Consider the following 20,755-nt stretch of genomic DNA (forward strand, 5'->3'; position numbering starts at 1 on the left):
ATCGGATATTTTTATTAAATCAACGACAGCAAAATAAGCGTACATTCGCCATTTATCATGCAAAAATCGTTTAATACGATGAAAGAATAATACATTTGCCGAAAAGTTGACAATCGGCAAAAAGGATTGATAAACAATATACAGACAATTCCAGTAGACTATTTTGTTATTTTATTGGACAGATTCTATTGCTTTTCTATGAACAGATTGCCTGACTGAAGTTCCGGAATAGTGTAATTTTTACCTGCACTGCCCGGATATTCTATATATTTTCTACCTTTGTACCCTATAGTATATCTCCGATAATAACATGAAAGCACTATCTAAAGTCCGATATATTAATATTATCATTGTTTTCCTGTTATCCTGCCAATGGATTTATGCGGAACAATTCAGGTTCATCCATTACGAGGTTGAAAATGGATTGTCTTCCAATACAGTCCGCAGTATCACGCAGGATAGCCAGGGATTCATGTGGTTTGGTACGGAAAACGGGCTGAACAGATTTGACGGTTATAATTTTAAGATATTCAAAAACATTGTCGGAGACTCCACTTCTATCGGCAACAACTATATTTATTCCTTATTGGAAGATTCTGATAAAACATTCTGGGTAGGTACGGATGAAGGACTTTATATCTATAACCCAGAACTCGAACAATTCAAGTATTTTGCAGTCCAAACAGACGAAGGGGTCAATATCAAGAGTAATATCACAGCTATCGCAGAAGCATCCGACGGAGATATCTGGTTTGCCACATTAGGACAAGGTGTATTCTGTTATAACAAACAGACACAGCAACTAAAGCAATATATATCTGTCCCGGGTGACGGGAATACGCTGAGTTCAAATACAATTTTCTATTTACATATCGACAATCAGGGATCGATATGGGTTGCCCCGCAACAAAACAAAGGAGCTATAAGCTGCTATGACCGGGATCACGACCGATTCATCACTTACCAGATAACAAAGAGGAACGGGGAACCGTGTGACCTGCGAATCTATGCAATTGAAGATGGCGATGAGAATAACCTATGGATAGGAACCTGGAATCACGGCATCTGCCGGCTTGATAAGAAGAGCTTGCAAATGCAATCATATCTAGCTCCGGGAACACCGAACGGCATTTCTCATGTCCATTATATAGCCGAGTATCAACCAGGCATCCTCTTGATCGGCTCAGACGACGGACTCGCTTACTTCGACACAAAAACAGGAAAAGCAGAAGTCATGACGGCCACCGAATTAAAGAACAGCAGCCTCTCGAATAAATTCATCTATCCGATCTACAAAGACCGGGAAGGTGGTGTATGGGTCGGCACTTATTATGGTGGTGTGAACTACGCCGCCCCGATAAAAGGTATGATCAACGGATATACTCACTCCGACTACAGCAATTCCGTCGGTGGAAATATCATCAGTTGTTTCTGCGAAGATCCGGACGGAAATATCTGGATCGGTTCGGATGACGGCGGCCTGAGTTATTTCAATACGCAAAACAAGACATTCAGGAACTATCTGCCGGATCCCAGCCGTAATAGCCTGTCATATCATAATATCCATGCTTTATTCCTGGATAATGATAACTTATGGATCGGAACATATTCCGGCAACCTGAACATACTGAATACCCGTACCGGCAAATTCACCCAATACCCGGCCGGCTTGTCCGATAAGATCCCGGCAGATATGAGTAGTGTTTATTCTATCTACAAAGATAAACAAAGCAATATCTGGCTCGGAACAATGCAGAATATCATACGTTATGACCGTAAAAACGACAGTTTCATCAATGCCAAAGAAACCGGAACTACGACCAGTTGCATATTGCAGGACACCGACGACAATATCTGGTTTGCGACATTGGGCAAAGGACTTTACAGTTTTAAGCCGGGACAAGAAGAATGGAAACAATACACATTCAGCCCGGATGATAAAAACACATTATCAACCAACCAGATAAATAGCCTTTGCCTGGATGACAAACAACAATTATGGGTGGGTACCGATAACGGGATTTGCCGGTACGACAAAACAACCGGTAACTTTATCCGCGTACCGCTGAGCATTTCACAGGCTGCCGTAACCGGTATTGTTTTTAATCAGGGATATTTATGGATCAGCACGATAAACGGTCTTATCTCTTATTGTCCTGACACCGGAGAGCAACGGATTTTCTTTAAAAGCGATGGTTTACAGAGCGACCAGTATGGAGTCAATGCCGTTTTACTGGCCTCCTCCGGACTTCTATACCTGGGAACGACCAACGGTTTCTGCGAACTCGATACCCGGACGATCTCCCTCAACGCTTATATACCGCCGGTAGTTATTACCAACCTGCAGGTATTCAACAAAGATGTTAAGATAGGAAATGAGAGCCTCCTGCCCCAATCGACAACCAGCATCAAAGAAATCGAACTCTCCTATAAATATAATGTATTCAGTATCGAATATGTCAGTCTGAGTTATAGCGTACCGGCAAAAAACCAGTACAAATACAAACTGGAAGGCTTCGACAAAGACTGGAATTTTGTCGGCAACCAGCGAAAAGCGACTTATACCAACTTGCCGGCCGGCAAATATAAGTTCCATGTAATGGGTTCCAACAACGACGGGATATGGAACGAAGAAGCTACAACTGTAGATATCGTTATTCATCCCCCTTTCTGGCGTACCACTTTCGCCTATTTCCTCTATATCATCTCTATCATAGGATTGATCTGCTACATTATATATGCCATGAAACTGCGGACGGAGAAACGTCATAAGGCCCGAATGCTTCAGCTAAGTGTAGAAAAAGAAAAAGAGCTGCATGACGCAAAGATCAATTTCTTTACATTGATCGCCCACGAAATACGAACCCCCGTGTCGCTGATCATCGGCCCGCTGGAAAAGATAATGGAAGCTTCGTCCACACTTCCTGCGACAATCCAGGATGCCCTGAAGATAATCGACCGGAACAGCCAACGGCTTCTGTCGCTGGTCAACCAGTTACTGGATTTCCGGAAAGCGGAGCAAGGCGCGTTTGTGATCAATTTCTCCGAACAAAACATATACGAACTGCTCCTGAACCTGTACGATCGTTTCAAGCCGATGATCGAACAGAAAGGGATTGTTTTCTCTTTTGGAATGCCGGACAAAGAAATTACAGCTATCGTCGATCCAGAAGCGATCACCAAGGTAATCAGCAACCTGCTGACCAATGCGACCAAATATGCAGACAGGAAAATAACAATGACCTGCGAAACAAACAACCGGTTCGTTGTCGTCAGAGTAAGCGATGACGGCCGGGGAATATCCGAACAAGAACTAAAAAATATATTCCTTCCTTTCTACCAGGTTGCCCAAAGCCATAGACCGGGTACGGGACTCGGACTTTCACTGGCCAAACTGCTGGTGGATGCCCACCACGGCAGGATCGAAGTAGAAAGTGGGACAAATCAAGGCACTACATTTATTGTTACAATCCCATTGGTACAGCAGAACGCCCTTCCAACCGTAGCAAAGAAAAATAATCTGGTAACGGCTTGTACGGTTCCCGACGAAGAACCATACACCGCAGAAGATGCCACCAGGCAATCCGCCACCTCTTCCATCCGCCCTACTCTACTAATTGTAGAAGACAATACGGATATGCGAAGCTTCCTCCACGACAGCTTCATGGATACATATAATATACTATTGGCCGGGAATGGGCAGGAAGGACTTGAACAACTGAAGAAACAACCTGCCGATCTGATTATCAGCGATGTGATGATGCCGGTAATGGATGGTTTCACCTTTGCGAAAGAAGTGAAGGAAAACCTCTCGTACAGTCACATCCCATTGGTCTTGCTGACAGCCAAGACCGACAATACATCAAAGGTTGCCGGCATAAAGTCCGGAGCCGATGCCTACATAGAAAAACCATTTTCCACACAGGTGCTGCGCGCCCAGATCGAGAATCTGCTCGAGTCGCGGAAGAAGCTTCGGAAAAAGTTCTCCGAAATGCCGTTCGTTCCCCTGGATAGTGTAGCCGTCAATAAAGCAGACGAAGAATTCCTTTCGAAGATGAACGAGATCATCGAAAAGAATATTTCGAATGTAGACTTCTCCATCGATTTGCTGGCAGAACAATTATGTATCAGCCGATCCGGCCTGTTCGCCAAAATAAAGACGCTGGTGGAAATGACCCCGAACGAACTGATACAGCTGGTTCGTCTGAAAAAAGCCGCCGAGCTGTTAGCAACACAGAAATATCGCATCAACGAAATATGTTACCAGGTTGGTTTCAACAACCCTTCTTATTTCTCCAAATGTTTCCAGAAACAATTCGGAGTTTTACCGAAAGATTTTATGAACAAAAAAAACTAAAGTAGTATGAATATACAACAACTCGAGTACATTCTGGCAGTAGACACCTATCGCCATTTCGCAAAAGCAGCAGAGCACTGCAGAGTAACACAACCTACCCTCAGCATGATGATTCAAAAGCTGGAAGACGAACTGGGTATCAAATTATTCGACCGCAACATGCAACCCGTCTGCCCTACCCCGGCCGGACGCAAAGTGATTGACCAGGCACGTACCGTTCTATATCAGGCTTCCCTGATCAAGGATATCGTGAATGAAGAGGAACAATCGTTGAAAGGGACTTTCCGCCTGGCAGTCCTGCCGACCATCGCCCCTTACCTGCTTCCCCGTTTCTTCCAGCAGCTATCGGAAAAACATCCGGATCTGGATATCCGTATCCTGGAAATGAAAACGGCTCCCACAATGGCTGCCATATTGAATGGTGAGATCGATGCCGCCATCATAGCCAACCAGCCATCGGAAGCGCAGCTTCAGGGAGATACATTATATTACGAACAATTCTTCGGTTACGTAGCCGAGAATGATCCCGTATTCAAAAAAGAGCTGATCCGCACAGCCGATATCAGCGACGAACATCTCTGGCTACTGGATGAAGGACACTGCTTCCGCGACCAGTTGATGCGTTTCTGCCAGATGGAGAAAGTGAAACTACGCCAGGCCGCCTATCGCCTGGGAAGTCTGGAAACATTCATGCGCATGGTTGAAAGCGGCAACGGAGTCACTTTTATTCCCGAACTGGCCACCCTGCAACTCAGCGAAGAACAAAAGAAGCTGGTACGTCCTTTCGCCATCCCCAAACCGGCACGCGAAATCGTATGGATCACCCGCAAAGACTTTATCCGTCATACCATTGCCGGTATGCTGATAGAGAGTATCAAAAAGTCTGTGCCTAAAGAAATGCTGACGTTACAGGCCGGATTAAAGGTCGTCTAAACATTATTTTTACTGCATGACGAAAAATATTATCACTTTTTGCTTGTAGTTTCCAAAAAAGCGTTACTTTTGCTGCGTATTTAAAAACAAACGAAACAAATGAATCGATTTAGCTTTACATATTTCTTTTATTACTTTTACTTTAGCAGAGTGAAGGCAGGAATTTGTATGTAAAGCGTTGATGATAGAAATGTATCAATAAATAATATAAAGTCCTGCCGGTTTCGGTGGGACTTTTTTTGTGACAATAAATTAGAAAGATGAAAAAGAAAGTAGCAATTCAGGGAATAGCCGGTTCGTATCACGACATCGCCGCCCGTAGCTTCTATGAAGGTGAAGATATTGAAATTGTTGGATGCAATACATTCAGAGATGTTATTTCAGCCATAAAGAAAGACCCGTCTTTGTTAGGACTGATGGCCATCGAGAATACCATTGCAGGAAGCTTGCTGCAGAATCATGAACTGATCCGCGAAAGCGGTCTGCGGGTGATCGGCGAATACAAACTACGCATTTCGCATTCGTTGGTTGCGCTGCCGGGAACGTCGATACACGATGTCACGGAAGTCAACTCCCACCCCATCGCACTGATGCAATGTACCGACTTCCTCGATACCTTGCCGAATGCCAAAGTGGTGGAAAAAGAAGATACCGCGATGAGTGCCCGATGGATTGCCGAGAATAAGCTCGAAGGACATGCTGCTATCTGCGGGAAACTGGCCGCCCAGATCTACAAGATGGAAATACTGGCCGAAGGGATAGAAACCAACAAACGCAACTTCACCCGCTTCCTTGCCATAGCAGACCGCTGGACAGCTGAAGATCTTCTTGAGAAGTCAGACGTCAACAAATCTTCACTGGTATTCGCTCTCCCTCACACCTCCGGCAGTCTCTCCAAAGTTCTCTCTATTCTTTCTTTCTACGACATGAATCTTTCTAAAATACAATCGTTGCCGATCATCGGCCGCGAATGGGAATATCTGTTCTATATCGACCTTACATTTACTGATTATACAAGATACAGACAGGCATTGGATGCAATCATACCATTAACAAAGGACTTAAAAATTTTAGGCGAATATGCAGAAGGAAAACAAAGTGTGTAACATCACACCCGCTGACCGTGTAGGCAGCGTACAGGAATACTACTTCTCAAAGAAACTGAAAGAGGTAGCCGAAATGAATGCCGCAGGCAAGAATGTGATCAGTCTGGGCGTAGGTAGCCCCGATCTGCCCCCTTCGGAACAGACCATCGAGACCTTGTGCGAACATGCACATAATGCGAATGAGCATGGTTACCAGCCGTATGTGGGTATCCCCGAACTGCGTAAAGGTTTCGCCGACTGGTATCAGACATGGTATGGAGTCGAACTGGATCCGAAGACAGAGATACAGCCGCTGATCGGTTCCAAGGAAGGAATTTTGCATATCTCGCTAGCATTTCTGAATCCCGGAGATGGCGTATTGGTTCCCAATCCCGGTTATCCTACTTATAGCTCTGTCAGCAAACTGGTACAGGCCAACCTGATCTCCTACGAACTGAAAGAAGAGCTGGGATGGCAACCGGATTTCGAAGCATTGGAAAAGACGGATCTCTCTGGCGTAAAGCTGATGTGGGTCAATTACCCGAACATGCCGACCGGCGCGAACGCCAGCATGGAGCTTTTTGAAAAGCTGGTTGCCTTCGGACGCAAACACGGTATCATCATCTGTAACGATAACCCTTACAGCTTCATCCTGAACGATCAGCCGTTAAGCATCCTGAGTGTTCCGGGAGCCAAAGATATCTGTATCGAAATGAATTCGATGAGTAAAGCGCACAATATGCCGGGTTGGCGTATGGCGATGTTGGCCTCGAACGCACAGTTCGTCCAATGGATACTGAAAGTAAAGAGCAACATCGACTCCGGCCAGTTCAAACCGATGCAGCATGCAGCCGTTGAAGCGTTGAAAGCGCCGAAAGAATGGTACGACAACATGAACCGTACCTATCGCAGCCGCCGCGACCTGGCCGGACAGATCATGCACACGCTGGGATGCGAATACGACGACAACCAGGTAGGAATGTTCCTCTGGGGAAAGATCCCGGCAGAAGCGGAAGGCAGCGAAGCGCTGGCAAACAAAGTGTTGTATGAAGCCAACGTATTCATCACCCCCGGATTTATCTTCGGAAGCTGCGGCGAACGTTACATCCGTATCTCACTTTGCTGCAAGAACGAAGCATTACAGGAAGCATTAAACAGAATAACAAAAATAATAAAATAGAATATCATCATGGAAATGGAATTAGAATCAATCTTATTACCCGGTGTAGACCCTCAGCGTCCTATCATCATCTCAGGCCCTTGTAGTGCCGAAACAGAAGAGCAAGTAATGGAAGCGGCTACCCAGCTGGCATCCAAAGGCGTTAAAATATTCCGTGCCGGAATCTGGAAACCCCGCACGAAACCGGGTGGCTTCGAAGGTATCGGAGCTGAAGGCTTGCAGTGGTTGAAACGTGTAAAGAAAGAAACAGGCATGTATGTAGCTACCGAAGTGGCAACAAAAGACCATGTATTCGAAGCATTGAAAGCCGGGATCGATATTCTGTGGATCGGTGCACGTACCACTGTCAACCCGTTCGCCGTACAGGAAATTGCAGACGCTTTGAAAGGCGTGGATATACCTGTCCTGATCAAGAACCCGGTAAACCCTGACCTGGAGTTATGGATCGGTGCTTTCGAACGTCTGTATGGTGCAGGTATCCGTCGTCTGGGTGCCATCCACCGCGGTTTCAGCTCTTACGACAAGAAGATGTACCGTAACCTACCGTTGTGGCACATCCCTATCGAACTGCGCCGCCGTATGCCAAACCTGCCGATTTTCTGCGATCCCAGCCATATCGGTGGTAAGCGCGAACTGATAGCTCCGCTGTCACAGCAGGCGATGGATTTGAGCTTCGACGGTTTGATGATCGAGTCGCATCCTTGTCCGGATTGTGCCTGGAGCGACGCTTCACAGCAGATCACACCGGATGTACTCGATTATGTTGTCAACCTGTTGGTTATCCGTAACGAGACACAGACTACCGAAAACCTGGCCGAACTACGCCGCCAGATCGACGGCATCGACGAACAACTACTCGAACTGTTGGCTAAACGTATGCGCATCTCCCGCGAGATCGGTGTGTATAAGAAAGAACATAACATGCCCATCCTCCAGTCACCGCGTTACAGCGAAATCCTGGAAAAACGTTCGGATATGGGGCAGACGATGGAACTGAATGTTGATTTTGTAAAGGAGATATTGAAAGAGATACATGAAGAATCTGTTCGCCAGCAGATGATCATCATGAATGAATAATAGCAGTTTTCATCGGCGGTAAGAGACGGCAGCCGTCACCCCTCGTTGACGGTTGTCGTCAACGAGGCCAGACGTTACCCGTCACCTCCCGTTGACGGGTAGCGTAAATTATAGACAAAAAGAATAAGACAATGAAAATATTAATATTAGGTGCCGGAAAGATGGGTTCTTTCTTCACCGACCTGCTGAGTTTTGACCATGAAGTGGCTGTATTGGAAAACGATCCGAAGCGGATGCGTTTCATCTACAATGCCCTTCGCCTGCAGAAACCGGAAGAGGTTGCAGGGTTTGCCCCCGAACTTGTTATCAATTGCGTAACATTGAATTACACGATTGAAGCATTCAAGGCAGTTTTGCCTTACCTGCAGCCATACTGTATCATTTCAGACATAGCATCCGTAAAGACCCATCTGAAAGAGTTTTACGAAACCTGTGGTTTCCCGTATGTTTCCACTCACCCGATGTTCGGCCCGACATTCGCCAATCTGGGTAGCCTGGAAAAAGAGAATACGATCATCATATCGGAAGGGGATCACCTGGGAAAGATATTCTTCAAAGATATCTATTCCGCCCTGCGTCTGAATATCCGCGAATATACATTTGAGGAACATGACAAGGTGGTTGCCTATTCTTTAGGTATTCCGTTCGCTTCAACAATGGTATTTGCTGCCATCATGAAGCATCAGGATGCTCCGGGTACGACATTCAAACGCCATATGAAGATTGCCCGCGGTTTGCTGTCTGAAGATGATTATCTATTGACGGAAATACTCTTCAACCCGCGTACCCCGAAACAGATTTCCCGCATACAGGAAGAACTGAATATCCTGCAGGAAATTATCAAAGACAAGGATTCGGAAGCGATGAAAGGGTATCTGACCAAGATACGCAAGAATATCGAATAAGAAATAACATCAGAAATTCCTTCCCGTATCCCACCACAACCGGGTACCGCAATTATCGGGGCCTCCAAGGGCTTCGACCAGGGCGTTGTACTGCTCCGGGTTGGCGGTCTTGATACCGACGAAGAAATTGAAACGACGAGGGCCCAGGGCGGTATCGACCGTTCCCTGGCTATCGTTCACCAGGACGGGAAAGAGACGCGGATAGCCCGTACGACGCTGTTCGGCCCAGGCTTCGCAGCCTTCGGGATAACAGGCGATCCATTTCTGGGTGATGATCTTTTCGAGTTTCACTTCGGGGGAAGCCGTTTCGTCCCAGGCCGGAGTAACCCGGCTCACGGGCTGCACGTCGAAGGCAGCATTGAAAGCATCCTTATACGCAACCGGCGTACGGGTATTCTGAAGATATGGCACGACATCGCCTGCACTCCACTGCGCAAAGGAAGCCCGGATGCCATTCTCGTAGCACCACTGCACGTTCTCCGTCGACCATTTCCGCAAGGCAGCCTCGGCACGGAGGAACCAAACCTCGGCAGCAGTCATCAGCACGGCATTGGTCGACTGGGTAATCGTCGTTTTTGAATGCCCGCTATAATTCTTATGGTTGAACCCCGTTCCCTGGCGAATACCCTTATAGGTACCGTCCACCGGAAAGAGTTCAATACCTTTACCACCGACGGCCCTGGAGAAATATCTCGGCAGGCGGGGATCCTGATACCCCGTCAAATACGACTCCATATTGGCATTCATGATCGCTTCGCCCCAAGCTACGTTGATCTCTCCCAGCGGATTATAGTAGCCGCTACCGTTGGCCGAGACGGCAACGATATCGTCGTCCTCCTCCAACAATCCTCCCGCGTCGGACAGAGCTTTACGGGCTTCGGAAGCGGCCAGCTGCGGGTCGGCCATCGCAATACGGACAGCCAGGCGGAGACGCAGGGAATTGGCAAAACGGATCCACTCGGCATAAGTACGTTTCCCCACAGGCATAAGGATATCGAACTTGGCAAAGTTCTCCACTTCCGGATGTTCAGCCATATACTGGCGGATCATTTCGATACCGGTATCAAGATCTTTGAAGAAAGCGCGGTAAGCCTTCGGCTGGGTATCGGGCTTCGATCCGGTCTTCGACCCGAAGTCCGTGTAGATAATGGGCCCATACAAATCCGAAACACGGTGCATGCTTTCCACTTTCAGGATGCATGCTATTCCGAAAAAGGAGGCATACTTTTTTTCGGTCAGTTCCTGCGCCTTCAACACTTCGGGTAGGATGAAACCGTAGGTGTTTTCCCAAAAGGAACCGTTCCAACCGTCCTGCATGTTGTAGATGGTGTTGCCCCGTCCCTCGATGAAGGGATTGAAATCGTGGAAATAGCCCGCGAACATATCCGCACCGAGGTTCTGCATTACCTGGAACGTCCAGTTCTTTCCCCCACCCCAGTCGTAGTTGAAATAGATTCCCTGCTGGACAACTTTCAGCGGAAGGCCGTATTTATTGAATTCCTGTTCCTTCAACCCATCCGGAAAGCCGGTATCGTCTGTATTATACGACTCGAAACTACCCGTACAGGAAACCATGCCCAGCAGACAGGGCAGCAGGGCAAAGGCGATATATCTTGTGCACTTTTTCATCTTCATCTGTCACCGTTAGAAAGTAAGTTTAACATTCAGTCCCAGGCTGCGGGTGGTCGGCATACCGAACACGTCCACGCCCTGATTATCATTCTTCGTAGAAAGCACTGCATCGGGGTCGAACGGTGCCGATTTATGCAAGAAGAACAGGTTGCGGCCAACGAACGAGAGCTGCACTCCGCGCAACAGCTTCGACTTTTCCATCAGCTTCTCCGGGAACGTATAGCCCAGCGAAAGCTCGCGCAGGCGGATGTTCGTGGCGCTATACATATAGTATTCGGAACAACCGTTACGGCCACTCACGATGGTATAGAACTTCGACGGGTCGAGGTGGGTACCTTCGAGATCGACATAGCCTGCATTACGCGCCTCGCCCGACTCCCAGCTGACGCCTTTCTGATCCATATCGGCCTGTGTTTGCGACAGCACATCACCACCGAAACGTCCATCGATCAGAAAATAGAGGTTGAACCCCTTATAGCTAAGCGAATTGCCCCAGCCGAGCATAAAGTCGGGGTTGCTGTTGCCCACCTTCTCTGTGTTGCCCGAGCCGATCACCACGGGTACCTGGTCGCCATCCACATCCTTGGTGTAGACGATCCGGCCGTTCGCGTCGCGCTTGAAAGCCTTTCCGTAGATGTCGCCCATCGAGCCGCCTTCGACCAGGCGCATGGAGTAAGAGGACGAGAAGCCCTCGTCACCATAAATAAAGGTTTTCAGGTCGGGATGAAGCGCGATCACCTTGTTGCGGTTGGTCGAAAAGTTGAGTAAGGTCTTCCACTGGAAATCGTTTGTCAGCACCGGCGTGACGCCCAGGCTGGCTTCGATACCCTGGTTCTGGATATTCCCGGCGTTGACATAGTAGTACTTATAGGTCGCACCGGCGGATGAAGGCAGCGTGAAGAGTTGGTTCTTCGTGTTGGTTTTATAATAGGTAAAGTCGAAGTCGACCCGGTAATTGAAGAATTTCCATTCCGTACCGACCTCCCAGGAAGTGCTCATTTCGGGCTTCAGCTCGTCGAAAGGTGCTCCGGTATTTGTCTGGATCGCCCCCCCGGCTATGATCTGGTCGTTGCTTCCGGCGATGGGGTTACTGAGGAACAGGGGTAGGTCGTTGCCCACCTTACTCCACGAACTCCGCAACTTGCCGTAGTTGACCCATTCCGGCATCGCAAGCGAATTGTTGAGTACCCACGAGAGCCCCACCGAAGGGTAGAAGAAACTTTTGTAGCGGGTGTAGGCCAACGTTGACGACCAGTCGTTGCGGGCGGTCAGGTCAATGTACAGGCTTTCCTTCCAGCCCAGCTGCGCGGTGGCGAAAACCGACTGGATGACGCGCTTTTCATTGATCTGTTGGTTGATATAGGCGGCGGTCGACATGATGATGTTGGCCACCGTGAAAAGGTTCGGGTAGTAGAGCGAAGCCGTTTTCGAGTCGAGCCTCAACGAATTGACTATCCGGCTGTTGATGCTTCCCCCGAGGGCTCCCGTCAGGGTGATGTCGTCCCATTTCTTATTCACCATCGCCATCACGTCGCCATAGTAAAGGTTTTCCGTATAATTGAGGTTGATGTAACGACCGTTCGCTCCCGCTAGGGCCGGAGCGGTAGAGGCATACATTTTCTGTTCGAATGTATCGTGTGCGTAGTCGGCCGTACCGCGAGCCTGTAAATTCAGCCAGTCCGTAATCTTCAGGGATGCCGTGAGGGAAGCGATGACGCGGGTACGTTTGTCGTCGCTCTTGATGCGGTTGGTGAGCCAGTATGGGTTCTGCTCCATGTCGAGCTCGCCATCGGTGTACCAGTTTTGTTCCATCAGGTTGCGTCGCTCGTTGAAGGTTTCGAAACGGGTACGGTACTCGTTGATGTCTTCGCCTCGCGGGAACCGGTAAAGTCCCACCAGGGGATTCATGTAGTAACCGCCCGAAGCCGGACGATCCTTGATGCTCTGTGTCATCAGATTGACGTTGGCATCGAGTTTGAGGTAGTCGTCGAAGAAGCTGGCGGTTTCGCGAAAGTTGAGGTTATGCTTCTGCATCTTGTTGTGTTCGACGATGCCCCGGGCCGAAGTGTTGGCATAAGAGAAATAACTCTGCATCTTCTCGTTGCCGGTTGTGAACGACAGGGAGTTGATAGCGGTCAGGCCGTTGCGAAAGAAGTCGCCCACGTTGTCGTAACGAGGCAAGGCGGTTTTCGCACCCCAGCTGGTCTTTGTTTCGCGATCCATGCCGTAGTCGTTCTGGAACCGGGGGAGACTCACGGCATGGTCGACCGTCAGGCTCGACGAGAAGGTGACGCGCTGCACATCCTCCTGTCCCTTCCGGGTAGTGATCAAGATCACGCCATTAGCGGCCTGCGATCCATATAAAGCGGCAGCCGATGCACCTTTGAGGATACTTATACTCTCGATATCGTCGGGATTGAGGTTGGAGATACCGTCGCCACCGTCGCGGTTTCCGGCATCCGCCGTGCCACCGATGGCGGATACGGCCTGTTCGTTGCTGCTGTTCAGCATCGGGACGCCGTCAATCACATACAAAGGCTGGTTGTTTCCCGACACAGACCGGTAACCACGGATGATAACTCTTGCCGAGCTACCCAGTCCGAAAGAGGTGCGGTTGATCTGTACACCGGCGGTTTTCCCAGCCAGCGTCTGAATGAAATTCAGGTCTTTCGCCCTCACCAACTCATCACCGGCCACCAATTGGGTAGCGTATGGAAGGGAGGCCTCCTGCTTATGAAGCCCGAGGGCGGTAACGACCACTTCACCCAACTGCTGGGAGTCTTCCGCAAGTTGGATCTGAAGGGTTTTCTCTCCATCATACTGGATTTTCTGCGGAAGATAGCCGATATACGACACCTGGAGAGTAGCCTTGGGCGGCAGATAGAGCGTGAAACGGCCGTCTGGATCGGTCACAGTGCCTTGGCTCGTGCCTTTGATCAGGACGTTGGCACCTATAACCGGCTCACCGCTTTTATCCTTTACGGTGCCTGTTACCCGGCGGGGAGCGTTTTGCTGCATACGGATCACATCTTCGCGGTGGTTCAATATGATTTGTTTGTTAACGACCGTGTAGGCGATATCGGTGTCTTTAAATAAAAGATATAAGAGATCGAACAGGGTTTTACCTTCCCAGTTGTCGCGGACGGGAACAGAAAGGTCAATCACCTGCGCGTCATATATAAAGGAATAAGGGGTTTGTTGCTCGATCATGTCCAATATCTGCGCCAGCGTTTTCCCGGATATATCGGTTTTAAGCACAATCAGGTCGTCCCGGACTACCTGTGCTTTGACCCCGACACACAAAAGCAACCCCAACATTAAGAGGTAAATTTTCATAGTAACGTTATTTATCATGCTTTATAATCAGATCTTATTTCGGGTAAATGTACGCAATTATTACACAAATACAACTTCAGCCCATAAAAAAACTCACCTGAAGGCCCCATCTTCACAGAAAGAGCACTTCAGGTGAGCTTACTATTAATTATGTTGAAATAATTTCAAAACATGTCCAACCGGATTTATTCGGCAGAGGTACAGTAGTTTGCATTTTTGTCCCACCATAGGTTGGCTGCAACGTTGTCCTTACCACCCAACATCTGGACACCTCTATTATATTCATCCTTGTTTACCAGACTTTCCTTTACCGGATACTTGATACGTTTGATGAAGTTCTTCGGATCCTTGATATCTTTCGAATAACCTCCGTAAACGGTTTCATCACGGTAGATAGCTACATCCAGGCGCGGCAGGTTCAGGCGGCGTTTGTCGCTCCAACCTTCCCAGGACAAATCGGGAGTACCGGCAATGTATTTCTGAGTGATGATCTTTTCAAGAGCGGTGTTGCCAGCTCCGGACTGATCGTCATATTTGGCACTTGTTCCGGCCAGGTTCTTTTCCGTAGAGGCCAGGTATGCATCGGCTTCACTACCTACACCCCATTTTTCGAAGGATGACCTTACACCTTCTTCATATTCGTGCTTGGCATCGCCCGACAGAATACCACGGGCAAACAATTCAGCTTTCAGGAAACATACTTCTTCGTAAAGGAATACGTCGTACGGGCGTGAGTTGTATTTGCCACCGTCTTTCACCAGGTAACCCAGTTCGGCGTAGTTCTTCACCACGTACTCGCCCTTGTTCTGTTCTTCCGAACGGGCACCATACGGCAGACCTTGCCAGTTACCGCCTGTGATAGAAGGCTGGAAAATTTTCGGGGCACGCGGGTCGACCTTAGCCGGATGAACGGAAGATACCGGAATTGCCGGATCACCGTTCAGTGTCGGAGTCGTATTTTCAACGCCGTCAGGCCATGCAACACCACCGATGTTAGTAACCAGTTTCTCAAACGATTTCGACATACTCAACGGGCCGCCCCAGGTGATCTGGAACATCACGTAGTTGTAATCCTGTCCCCATGAGCCGTCAGCCTTCGGAGGCATGTAGGCGTTCTGGCGGGAGCTGCTGATCAGGCCACCGTCGGCATTGATCGCTGCCTGAGCTTGTGCCTTACAAACGTCGGGAGCTACTTCGGAAACGCGGAGAGCCAGACGCAGGCGAAGTGAATTGGCGAAACGCTTCCAGGCCTCATTGTCGCACTGGTATACGATATCGTTGCTCTTATCCGTGAAAATACTCTTTGCACCGGAAGTGAACATCTTCGGAGCTTCGTCGAGTTCGGCGAAATACTCTGTATAGATATCCTCCATCTCACGGTAAGGCGGGTTAGCCTCGGCGTCGTCGGACGGTTTCGGGAAAGGCATCGGGCCGAACAGGTCGGAAGCCATCGAGTGTACATACACACGCCAGATACGTGCAAAGGCTATTGTATTTGCATAACTGTCGGCATCTTCACGGGCCGAAAGGTCGCGGATCACAATATTCAGGGAAGCGAGCTGTTTGAGGTATTGTTCCCAGATAACCAGGTTCCACCCATCGTTCTGAACATAGTTGGCTGTCGACCAACCGCCTCCATCGACCAGCATCTGAGAATACAGGTCAACCTGCAAGGCTTTTAAACGCTGTTCAACATCACCGTCTATGATTTTACCTCCACGGACGGTACCGAGCAGACGCGGCTCGTTCATATTATAATCGACATCGTTGGACGGCTTGTTTGGGTTCTCGTTCAACCCCGTCAGATCACAACTGGACACGCCCAGTAAAAGAAGTGAACAAGCAGCTAATATCTTAACATTTTTCATAACAATTCTTTTTTAGATTAGTAGATTTTAGAAAGCCACATTCAGGTTGAAACCTAAACTACGCATCGTCGGCATAGAACCGTATTCAATACCTTGTGCATTACCTGAAGTATAAGCTGCTTCCGGATCGAACCCTTTGGTCTTACTGTAGATCATAAACAGGTTGCGGGCAACGAAGCTAAGCTTTAATGCTGTGAACGGAGTCTTTGAAAGCATTGACTTCGGCACGCTGTAACCCAGGCTCAGCTCGCGCAGGCGGATATTGGTTGCATCATACATCCAGGCTTCTGTAATACCGGAGATACCGTTCCAATACTTTTCAGCACTTACATTCTGTGTATTCTTGGAACCGTCGGCCAGTACACCCGGAACAACGATACCGTCTTCACGTCCGTCGAGTGTCATTTCTAACGAACCATTGGTTGAACCCTGACGGATAGATCCCATGTATACATCACCACCCTTACGCATATCGATTAAGAAGTTCAAAGAGAAGTTCTTGTAAGAGAAAGAGTTGTTCCATCCCAACAGCCAGTCCGGCTGGTTGTTACCCAGTTTCACCATATCTTCTGAACGCAAGGGCACACCGTCGGCACCGACCATTATGTTACCATTATCGTCACGCTCGTAAGCATATCCGTAGATATCGCCAAAAGCACCCCCTTCGTGAGCCACGATTTTCAGGAAGGTAACGGAAGGGTCACTTAAAATCTGCTCTTTCGTATCGCTGGTCAGTGAAACGACCTTATTCTTATTTTTTGACCAGTTCAGCTGAGTGTCCCAGGTAAAGCCTGTTTCAGTAATCACCGGAGTAGCGTTAAGAGCGATCTCGACACCGCTATTCTCTATATTACCAGCGTTGATCATTTTCTTCTTAAAGCCGGTTGCGGAAGGAACATCGATCTTAAGGATCTGATCTTTTGAGTTTTTCTTGTAGTAAGCCAGATCAACACCTACGCGGTTGTTGAAACCTTTCAGTTCAAGACCCAATTCCCAGGAGTTGATCGTTTCGTTCTTCAGGTTAGGATTAGCCATCCAATCTTCGTTGTTCGCGCTGAAGATACCACCCTTGATATCATAACCGATCTTATAATAGTCGCGCAACATATATGCGTCGGTATCATTACCTACCTGTGCCCAGGAAGCACGCAGTTTACCGAAAGTAAGGAAACCTGTGCTACCACCCATCTTATTGATCATCTGGGTAAAGATCCAGCTTGCACCCACTGACGGATAGAAATAAGAAGCATTGTCTTTAGGTAAGGTAGACGACCAGTCGTTACGGGCTGTCAAATCCAGATACAGGTAATCGTCCCATGACATAGAAGCCGTTGCATAGACAGAATTGATCTGTTTGCGTGTCTTTTCATACTCGCCGCCATGTGTCTTACCGTTGGCGATAGCATGGAAATCGGGAATGATAAATTCGCCGGAGTTCTCGGTATAAAGAGCGGTAGAGCGATACATGATATTGCCACCTACTGTACCCACGATACCGAAACGATCCCAGTTACCTTTGGCTGTCAACAGGAAGTCGGAGTTGATCTCGTTGAATTTTTCGGATTTGGCCTGCATACTACCGTTTGTTTCCCAATACGGTGTACCTGTTCCACGAACCCATTCATACTGAACGGTATAGTTATCCATACCTGAACGCAGTTTCAAGCTCAACCAATCTGTAAATGTAAAATCCAAAGCTGCGAAACCAATCAAACGGTCTTTCTTATCGTTGTTAGTCATACGGTAGGCAGACCAGAAGGGGCTCTCCGCATTTGTCTTGTGATCCACTACGAAACCGGCGGCACTACCATCGGCACGTTTCCAGTTGTTGGATTCATAACCGGAATAATCGGAGAAGCCCACACTACGCGGCATGCTCAGGTAATTCAGGAAAATGTTGTCGGGGTCGGTAGCCAGCTTGATACGGTTATTGGTATGCTGGTTGATATAGTTTACTTTCACGTCGGCAGATAACCATTTAGCCAATTTAGCGGTAGAACGCAAATTGATAGAGGTGCGGTCGAGGCCGCTGTTAGGAACTACCCCTTTGTTGTCAAGGCGGGTCACACCTGCACGGAAAGTAATATCTTCAGAGCTCTTGCTGATGTCGACACTGTTCGTCCAGGAAGTACCGGTACGCAGGAAGTCTTTATACAAATTGTTGTCGCGTGCAGCATAACCGAATGAACCTAAAGCCATGTCCTTTGTCGATCCGTCCATCTTCGGGCCCCAGCTACCATATACATTATTATCAAAGGCACCGGCAGCACCCTGTCCGTAAACGTTCTGGAAAGTAGGAGTCTGCATCGGGTTCTCGGCAGTAAAGTTCAGGTTGTAGTTTACGCCTACGCCTTTCGACTGCGAACCTTTCTTGGTTGTGATCATCACAACGCCGTTACCGGCACGGCTACCATACAGCGCAGCTGCGGCCGGGCCTTTCAGAACAGACATGCTTTCGATATCGTCGGGCGAAATATCCGACATACCGGAACCCTTGTCCACGTTACCGTTACCGTAGAAGTCGTCGGTACCCCCGCTGAAGTTGTCGATAGGCACACCGTCGACTACAACCAACGGCTGGTTGTTACCGGCAATCGAGTTGTTACCACGAATCACGATACGGGTAGAACCGCCTACACCGGTACCGTTCTGTTTGATCTGCAAACCGGCCACTTTACCAGCCAGGGCGTTAGCCACGTTTGCATCGCGAGTCTGGGTAAGCGACTCCCCTTTCAGTTCCTGCATGGAATATCCCAGCGCTTTCTTTTCACGCTTGATACCCAAAGCGGTAACCACTACCTCGTCTATTTTCTGTGTGTCTTCACTTAATTCTACGTCGATCTTAGTCTTGCCGTTGATGGCAACCGTAATCGTTGCGTATCCTATATAACTGAATTGCAGATCTTTTCCACCATCCACATCAAGTGTATAGTTACCATCCACGTCGGTGATTGTACCGTTAGTAGTACCGGGTACTAAAACGCTTACGCCCGGAAGTCCGAAACCATCATTTGCATCCGTCACTACGCCGGAAACCTGCTGTGCACTCAGGTAACCACATGCTACCAGTGCGATGAAAATACCCAGTAATTTTCTTAATCCTGAGCAATTCTTTAATAAAGAGTATCTCATATCGTTCTTATTTAGGGTTACAAAGTATTTATGAATTGGTTTTCATAACTTTGTGTTTTTTAATGAATTAAACAATAGATATATAAGGCTGTCGTTCAAAACAGCACACGTCGGTTGAAATTCCTAAGTATATTCCATAGGCAATCAGATTATTTAACAATTAATACTAGTTTATTATTTTGATATTTCTATTATCGGGATGTCTTGCGTTTGAGTTGAGTTTACAGGTACTTTGTGGATAGTATATTTGATCCCCGAAGCCAGACGGAGATATTCCATCACCTGGGGTAGTTGTTCATCTTTAAACCTGGCTGTAATGATCGACTTCAGTACCAGGGAGTCTTTCACCTCGAACTTCACATGGTAGTGACGGCTTAATACCTTAAGTACCTGCGACATCGGATGATTGCGGAAGATTAGTTCGCCATCTTTCCAGGCTGTTTCATGTTCCGGATTAACGGTTTCCACTTCAAGCTCTTTCGTTGTTTTGGTGAAGGTTGCCTTTTCGCGGGGCCTTATCCGGCGGGATAGTTCCTGTCCGCCGACAGTCTTTACATGTACGTTGACGGAGCCTTCCACCAGCGTTGTCTCGATCCGGTCGTCGTCGGAATACGCTGCGACGTTGAAAGTTGTTCCGAGCACTTCCACTTCATACTCCTGTCCGGCATGGACGATAAAAGGTTGTGCAGCATTATGCGTTACTTCGAAATAGCCTTGTCCTTCGAGTTCCACCTCGCGGCTACCGGCCACGAAGTCGGACGGATACGTCAACTGGCTGGCCGAGCTCAGCCAAACGCGTGAACCGTCGGGCAGGTTGAACATCGAAACGACGCCCGGATTGGTGCGCACTTCAACCATGCGCACCTCCTTTTTACCTCCCTGCATCCAGAAGAATGCAGCTAAAACTAATAACGGAACAAACAGAACTGCGGCTACCCGCTGTGCTAAACCAATCATCCGGCGAAGGCGAACCTTCTTATCTAACTTATGAACTTGCGCTTTGAAACGGCGTAACGATTGTTCGGGGTCGACCGACTGCATCACGCGTACCCGGCTCACCACTTCACGGGTGAAATAAAGCTGCTCCAGCAACTTCTCGTTTTCGGGAGAAGCAGCCAGCCACTCTTCCACGGCTGCCGCGTCATTTGCGGTCAACATTCCGTCGATGTACTGTAATAATATTTCCTCGTTTATCGTTTCCATATTCTTCTGCTTCTAATATTAATACAATTCAGCGAATAAACCTACTA

At 48.2% G+C, this 20,755-nt stretch carries 11 protein-coding genes; 6 read left to right on the forward strand and 5 right to left on the reverse strand.

Translation table 11 applies throughout. From position 1 onward, the window contains the following. Positions 1-310 precede the first annotated feature (310 nt). The 6 genes from HMPREF1212_RS14800 to HMPREF1212_RS14825 all read left to right on the forward strand — a co-directional run bounded on the left by HMPREF1212_RS14800 (position 311) and on the right by HMPREF1212_RS14825 (position 9,537). A complete protein-coding gene (locus HMPREF1212_RS14800) occupies positions 311-4,357 on the forward strand; it encodes a hybrid sensor histidine kinase/response regulator (RefSeq protein WP_046149879.1) in 4,047 nt (1,348 codons plus the stop codon). A gap of 6 nt (positions 4,358-4,363) precedes the next feature. Then, a complete protein-coding gene (locus HMPREF1212_RS14805; protein WP_028730498.1) occupies positions 4,364-5,290 on the forward strand; it encodes a hydrogen peroxide-inducible genes activator in 927 nt (308 codons plus the stop codon). A gap of 260 nt (positions 5,291-5,550) precedes the next feature. Further along, positions 5,551-6,396 (forward strand): prephenate dehydratase, encoded by an 846-nt coding sequence (locus tag HMPREF1212_RS14810; protein ID WP_028730497.1) that lies wholly within the window; start codon positions 5,551-5,553, stop codon positions 6,394-6,396. After that, positions 6,371-7,555 carry a pyridoxal phosphate-dependent aminotransferase gene (locus tag HMPREF1212_RS14815; protein ID WP_046149880.1) on the forward strand — a complete coding sequence of 395 codons (1,185 nt, stop codon included), beginning with the start codon at positions 6,371-6,373 and terminating at the stop codon, positions 7,553-7,555. Before HMPREF1212_RS14810 ends, HMPREF1212_RS14815 begins: the two co-directional genes overlap by 26 nt. A gap of 9 nt (positions 7,556-7,564) precedes the next feature. Continuing rightward, positions 7,565-8,632 carry a bifunctional 3-deoxy-7-phosphoheptulonate synthase/chorismate mutase type II gene (locus HMPREF1212_RS14820; protein ID WP_028730495.1) on the forward strand — a complete coding sequence of 356 codons (1,068 nt, stop codon included), beginning with the start codon at positions 7,565-7,567 and terminating at the stop codon, positions 8,630-8,632. A 131-nt stretch (positions 8,633-8,763) separates the two neighbouring features. Continuing rightward, positions 8,764-9,537, forward strand: coding sequence for a prephenate dehydrogenase (locus HMPREF1212_RS14825; RefSeq protein ID WP_028730494.1), 774 nt, complete (start codon positions 8,764-8,766; stop codon positions 9,535-9,537). Positions 9,538-9,546: 9 nt separating this feature from the next. On the opposite strand, the gene HMPREF1212_RS14830 is transcribed toward HMPREF1212_RS14825, so the two are convergent. The 5 genes from HMPREF1212_RS14830 to HMPREF1212_RS14850 all read right to left on the reverse strand — a co-directional run bounded on the left by HMPREF1212_RS14830 (position 9,547) and on the right by HMPREF1212_RS14850 (position 20,708). Next, positions 9,547-11,166, reverse strand: a complete 1,620-nt coding sequence (locus tag HMPREF1212_RS14830) for a SusD/RagB family nutrient-binding outer membrane lipoprotein (protein WP_046150417.1) — start codon at positions 11,164-11,166, stop codon at positions 9,547-9,549. A gap of 15 nt (positions 11,167-11,181) precedes the next feature. Next, on the reverse strand, positions 11,182-14,505 hold the full coding sequence (locus tag HMPREF1212_RS14835) for a SusC/RagA family TonB-linked outer membrane protein (RefSeq protein ID WP_052725011.1): 3,324 nt from the start codon (positions 14,503-14,505) through the stop codon (positions 11,182-11,184). 185 nt (positions 14,506-14,690) lie between these two features. Beyond that, entirely contained in the window at positions 14,691-16,373 is a 1,683-nt protein-coding gene (locus HMPREF1212_RS14840) for a SusD/RagB family nutrient-binding outer membrane lipoprotein (RefSeq protein ID WP_046149882.1), read from the reverse strand. A 27-nt stretch (positions 16,374-16,400) separates the two neighbouring features. Then, positions 16,401-19,505 carry a SusC/RagA family TonB-linked outer membrane protein gene (locus tag HMPREF1212_RS14845; RefSeq protein ID WP_082099892.1) on the reverse strand — a complete coding sequence of 1,035 codons (3,105 nt, stop codon included), beginning with the start codon at positions 19,503-19,505 and terminating at the stop codon, positions 16,401-16,403. Positions 19,506-19,679: 174 nt separating this feature from the next. Further along, the gene (locus HMPREF1212_RS14850) at positions 19,680-20,708 is read right to left on the reverse strand and encodes a FecR family protein (RefSeq protein ID WP_046149883.1); all 1,029 of its coding nucleotides are present in this window, start codon (positions 20,706-20,708) and stop codon (positions 19,680-19,682) included. Positions 20,709-20,755 lie beyond the last annotated feature (47 nt).

Origin of the sequence: Parabacteroides sp. HGS0025 (genome assembly GCF_000969845.1) — a bacterium.
Taxonomy (GTDB): Bacteria; Bacteroidota; Bacteroidia; order Bacteroidales; family Tannerellaceae; genus Parabacteroides; species Parabacteroides gordonii.

Excerpts from the sequence above, each read along its gene's own strand:
- HMPREF1212_RS14800 (WP_046149879.1), top strand. The coding sequence starts at position 311 with ATGAAAGCACTATCTAAAGTCCGATATATTAATATTATCATTGTTTTC.
- HMPREF1212_RS14805 (WP_028730498.1), top strand. The coding sequence starts at position 4,364 with ATGAATATACAACAACTCGAGTACATTCTGGCAGTAGACACCTATCGC.
- HMPREF1212_RS14810 (WP_028730497.1), top strand. The coding sequence starts at position 5,551 with ATGAAAAAGAAAGTAGCAATTCAGGGAATAGCCGGTTCGTATCACGAC.
- HMPREF1212_RS14815 (WP_046149880.1), top strand. The coding sequence starts at position 6,371 with ATGCAGAAGGAAAACAAAGTGTGTAACATCACACCCGCTGACCGTGTA.
- HMPREF1212_RS14820 (WP_028730495.1), top strand. The coding sequence starts at position 7,565 with ATGGAAATGGAATTAGAATCAATCTTATTACCCGGTGTAGACCCTCAG.
- HMPREF1212_RS14825 (WP_028730494.1), top strand. The coding sequence starts at position 8,764 with ATGAAAATATTAATATTAGGTGCCGGAAAGATGGGTTCTTTCTTCACC.
- HMPREF1212_RS14830 (WP_046150417.1), bottom strand. The coding sequence starts at position 11,166 with ATGAAAAAGTGCACAAGATATATCGCCTTTGCCCTGCTGCCCTGTCTG.
- HMPREF1212_RS14835 (WP_052725011.1), bottom strand. The coding sequence starts at position 14,505 with ATGAAAATTTACCTCTTAATGTTGGGGTTGCTTTTGTGTGTCGGGGTC.
- HMPREF1212_RS14840 (WP_046149882.1), bottom strand. The coding sequence starts at position 16,373 with ATGAAAAATGTTAAGATATTAGCTGCTTGTTCACTTCTTTTACTGGGC.
- HMPREF1212_RS14845 (WP_082099892.1), bottom strand. The coding sequence starts at position 19,505 with ATGAGATACTCTTTATTAAAGAATTGCTCAGGATTAAGAAAATTACTG.
- HMPREF1212_RS14850 (WP_046149883.1), bottom strand. The coding sequence starts at position 20,708 with ATGGAAACGATAAACGAGGAAATATTATTACAGTACATCGACGGAATG.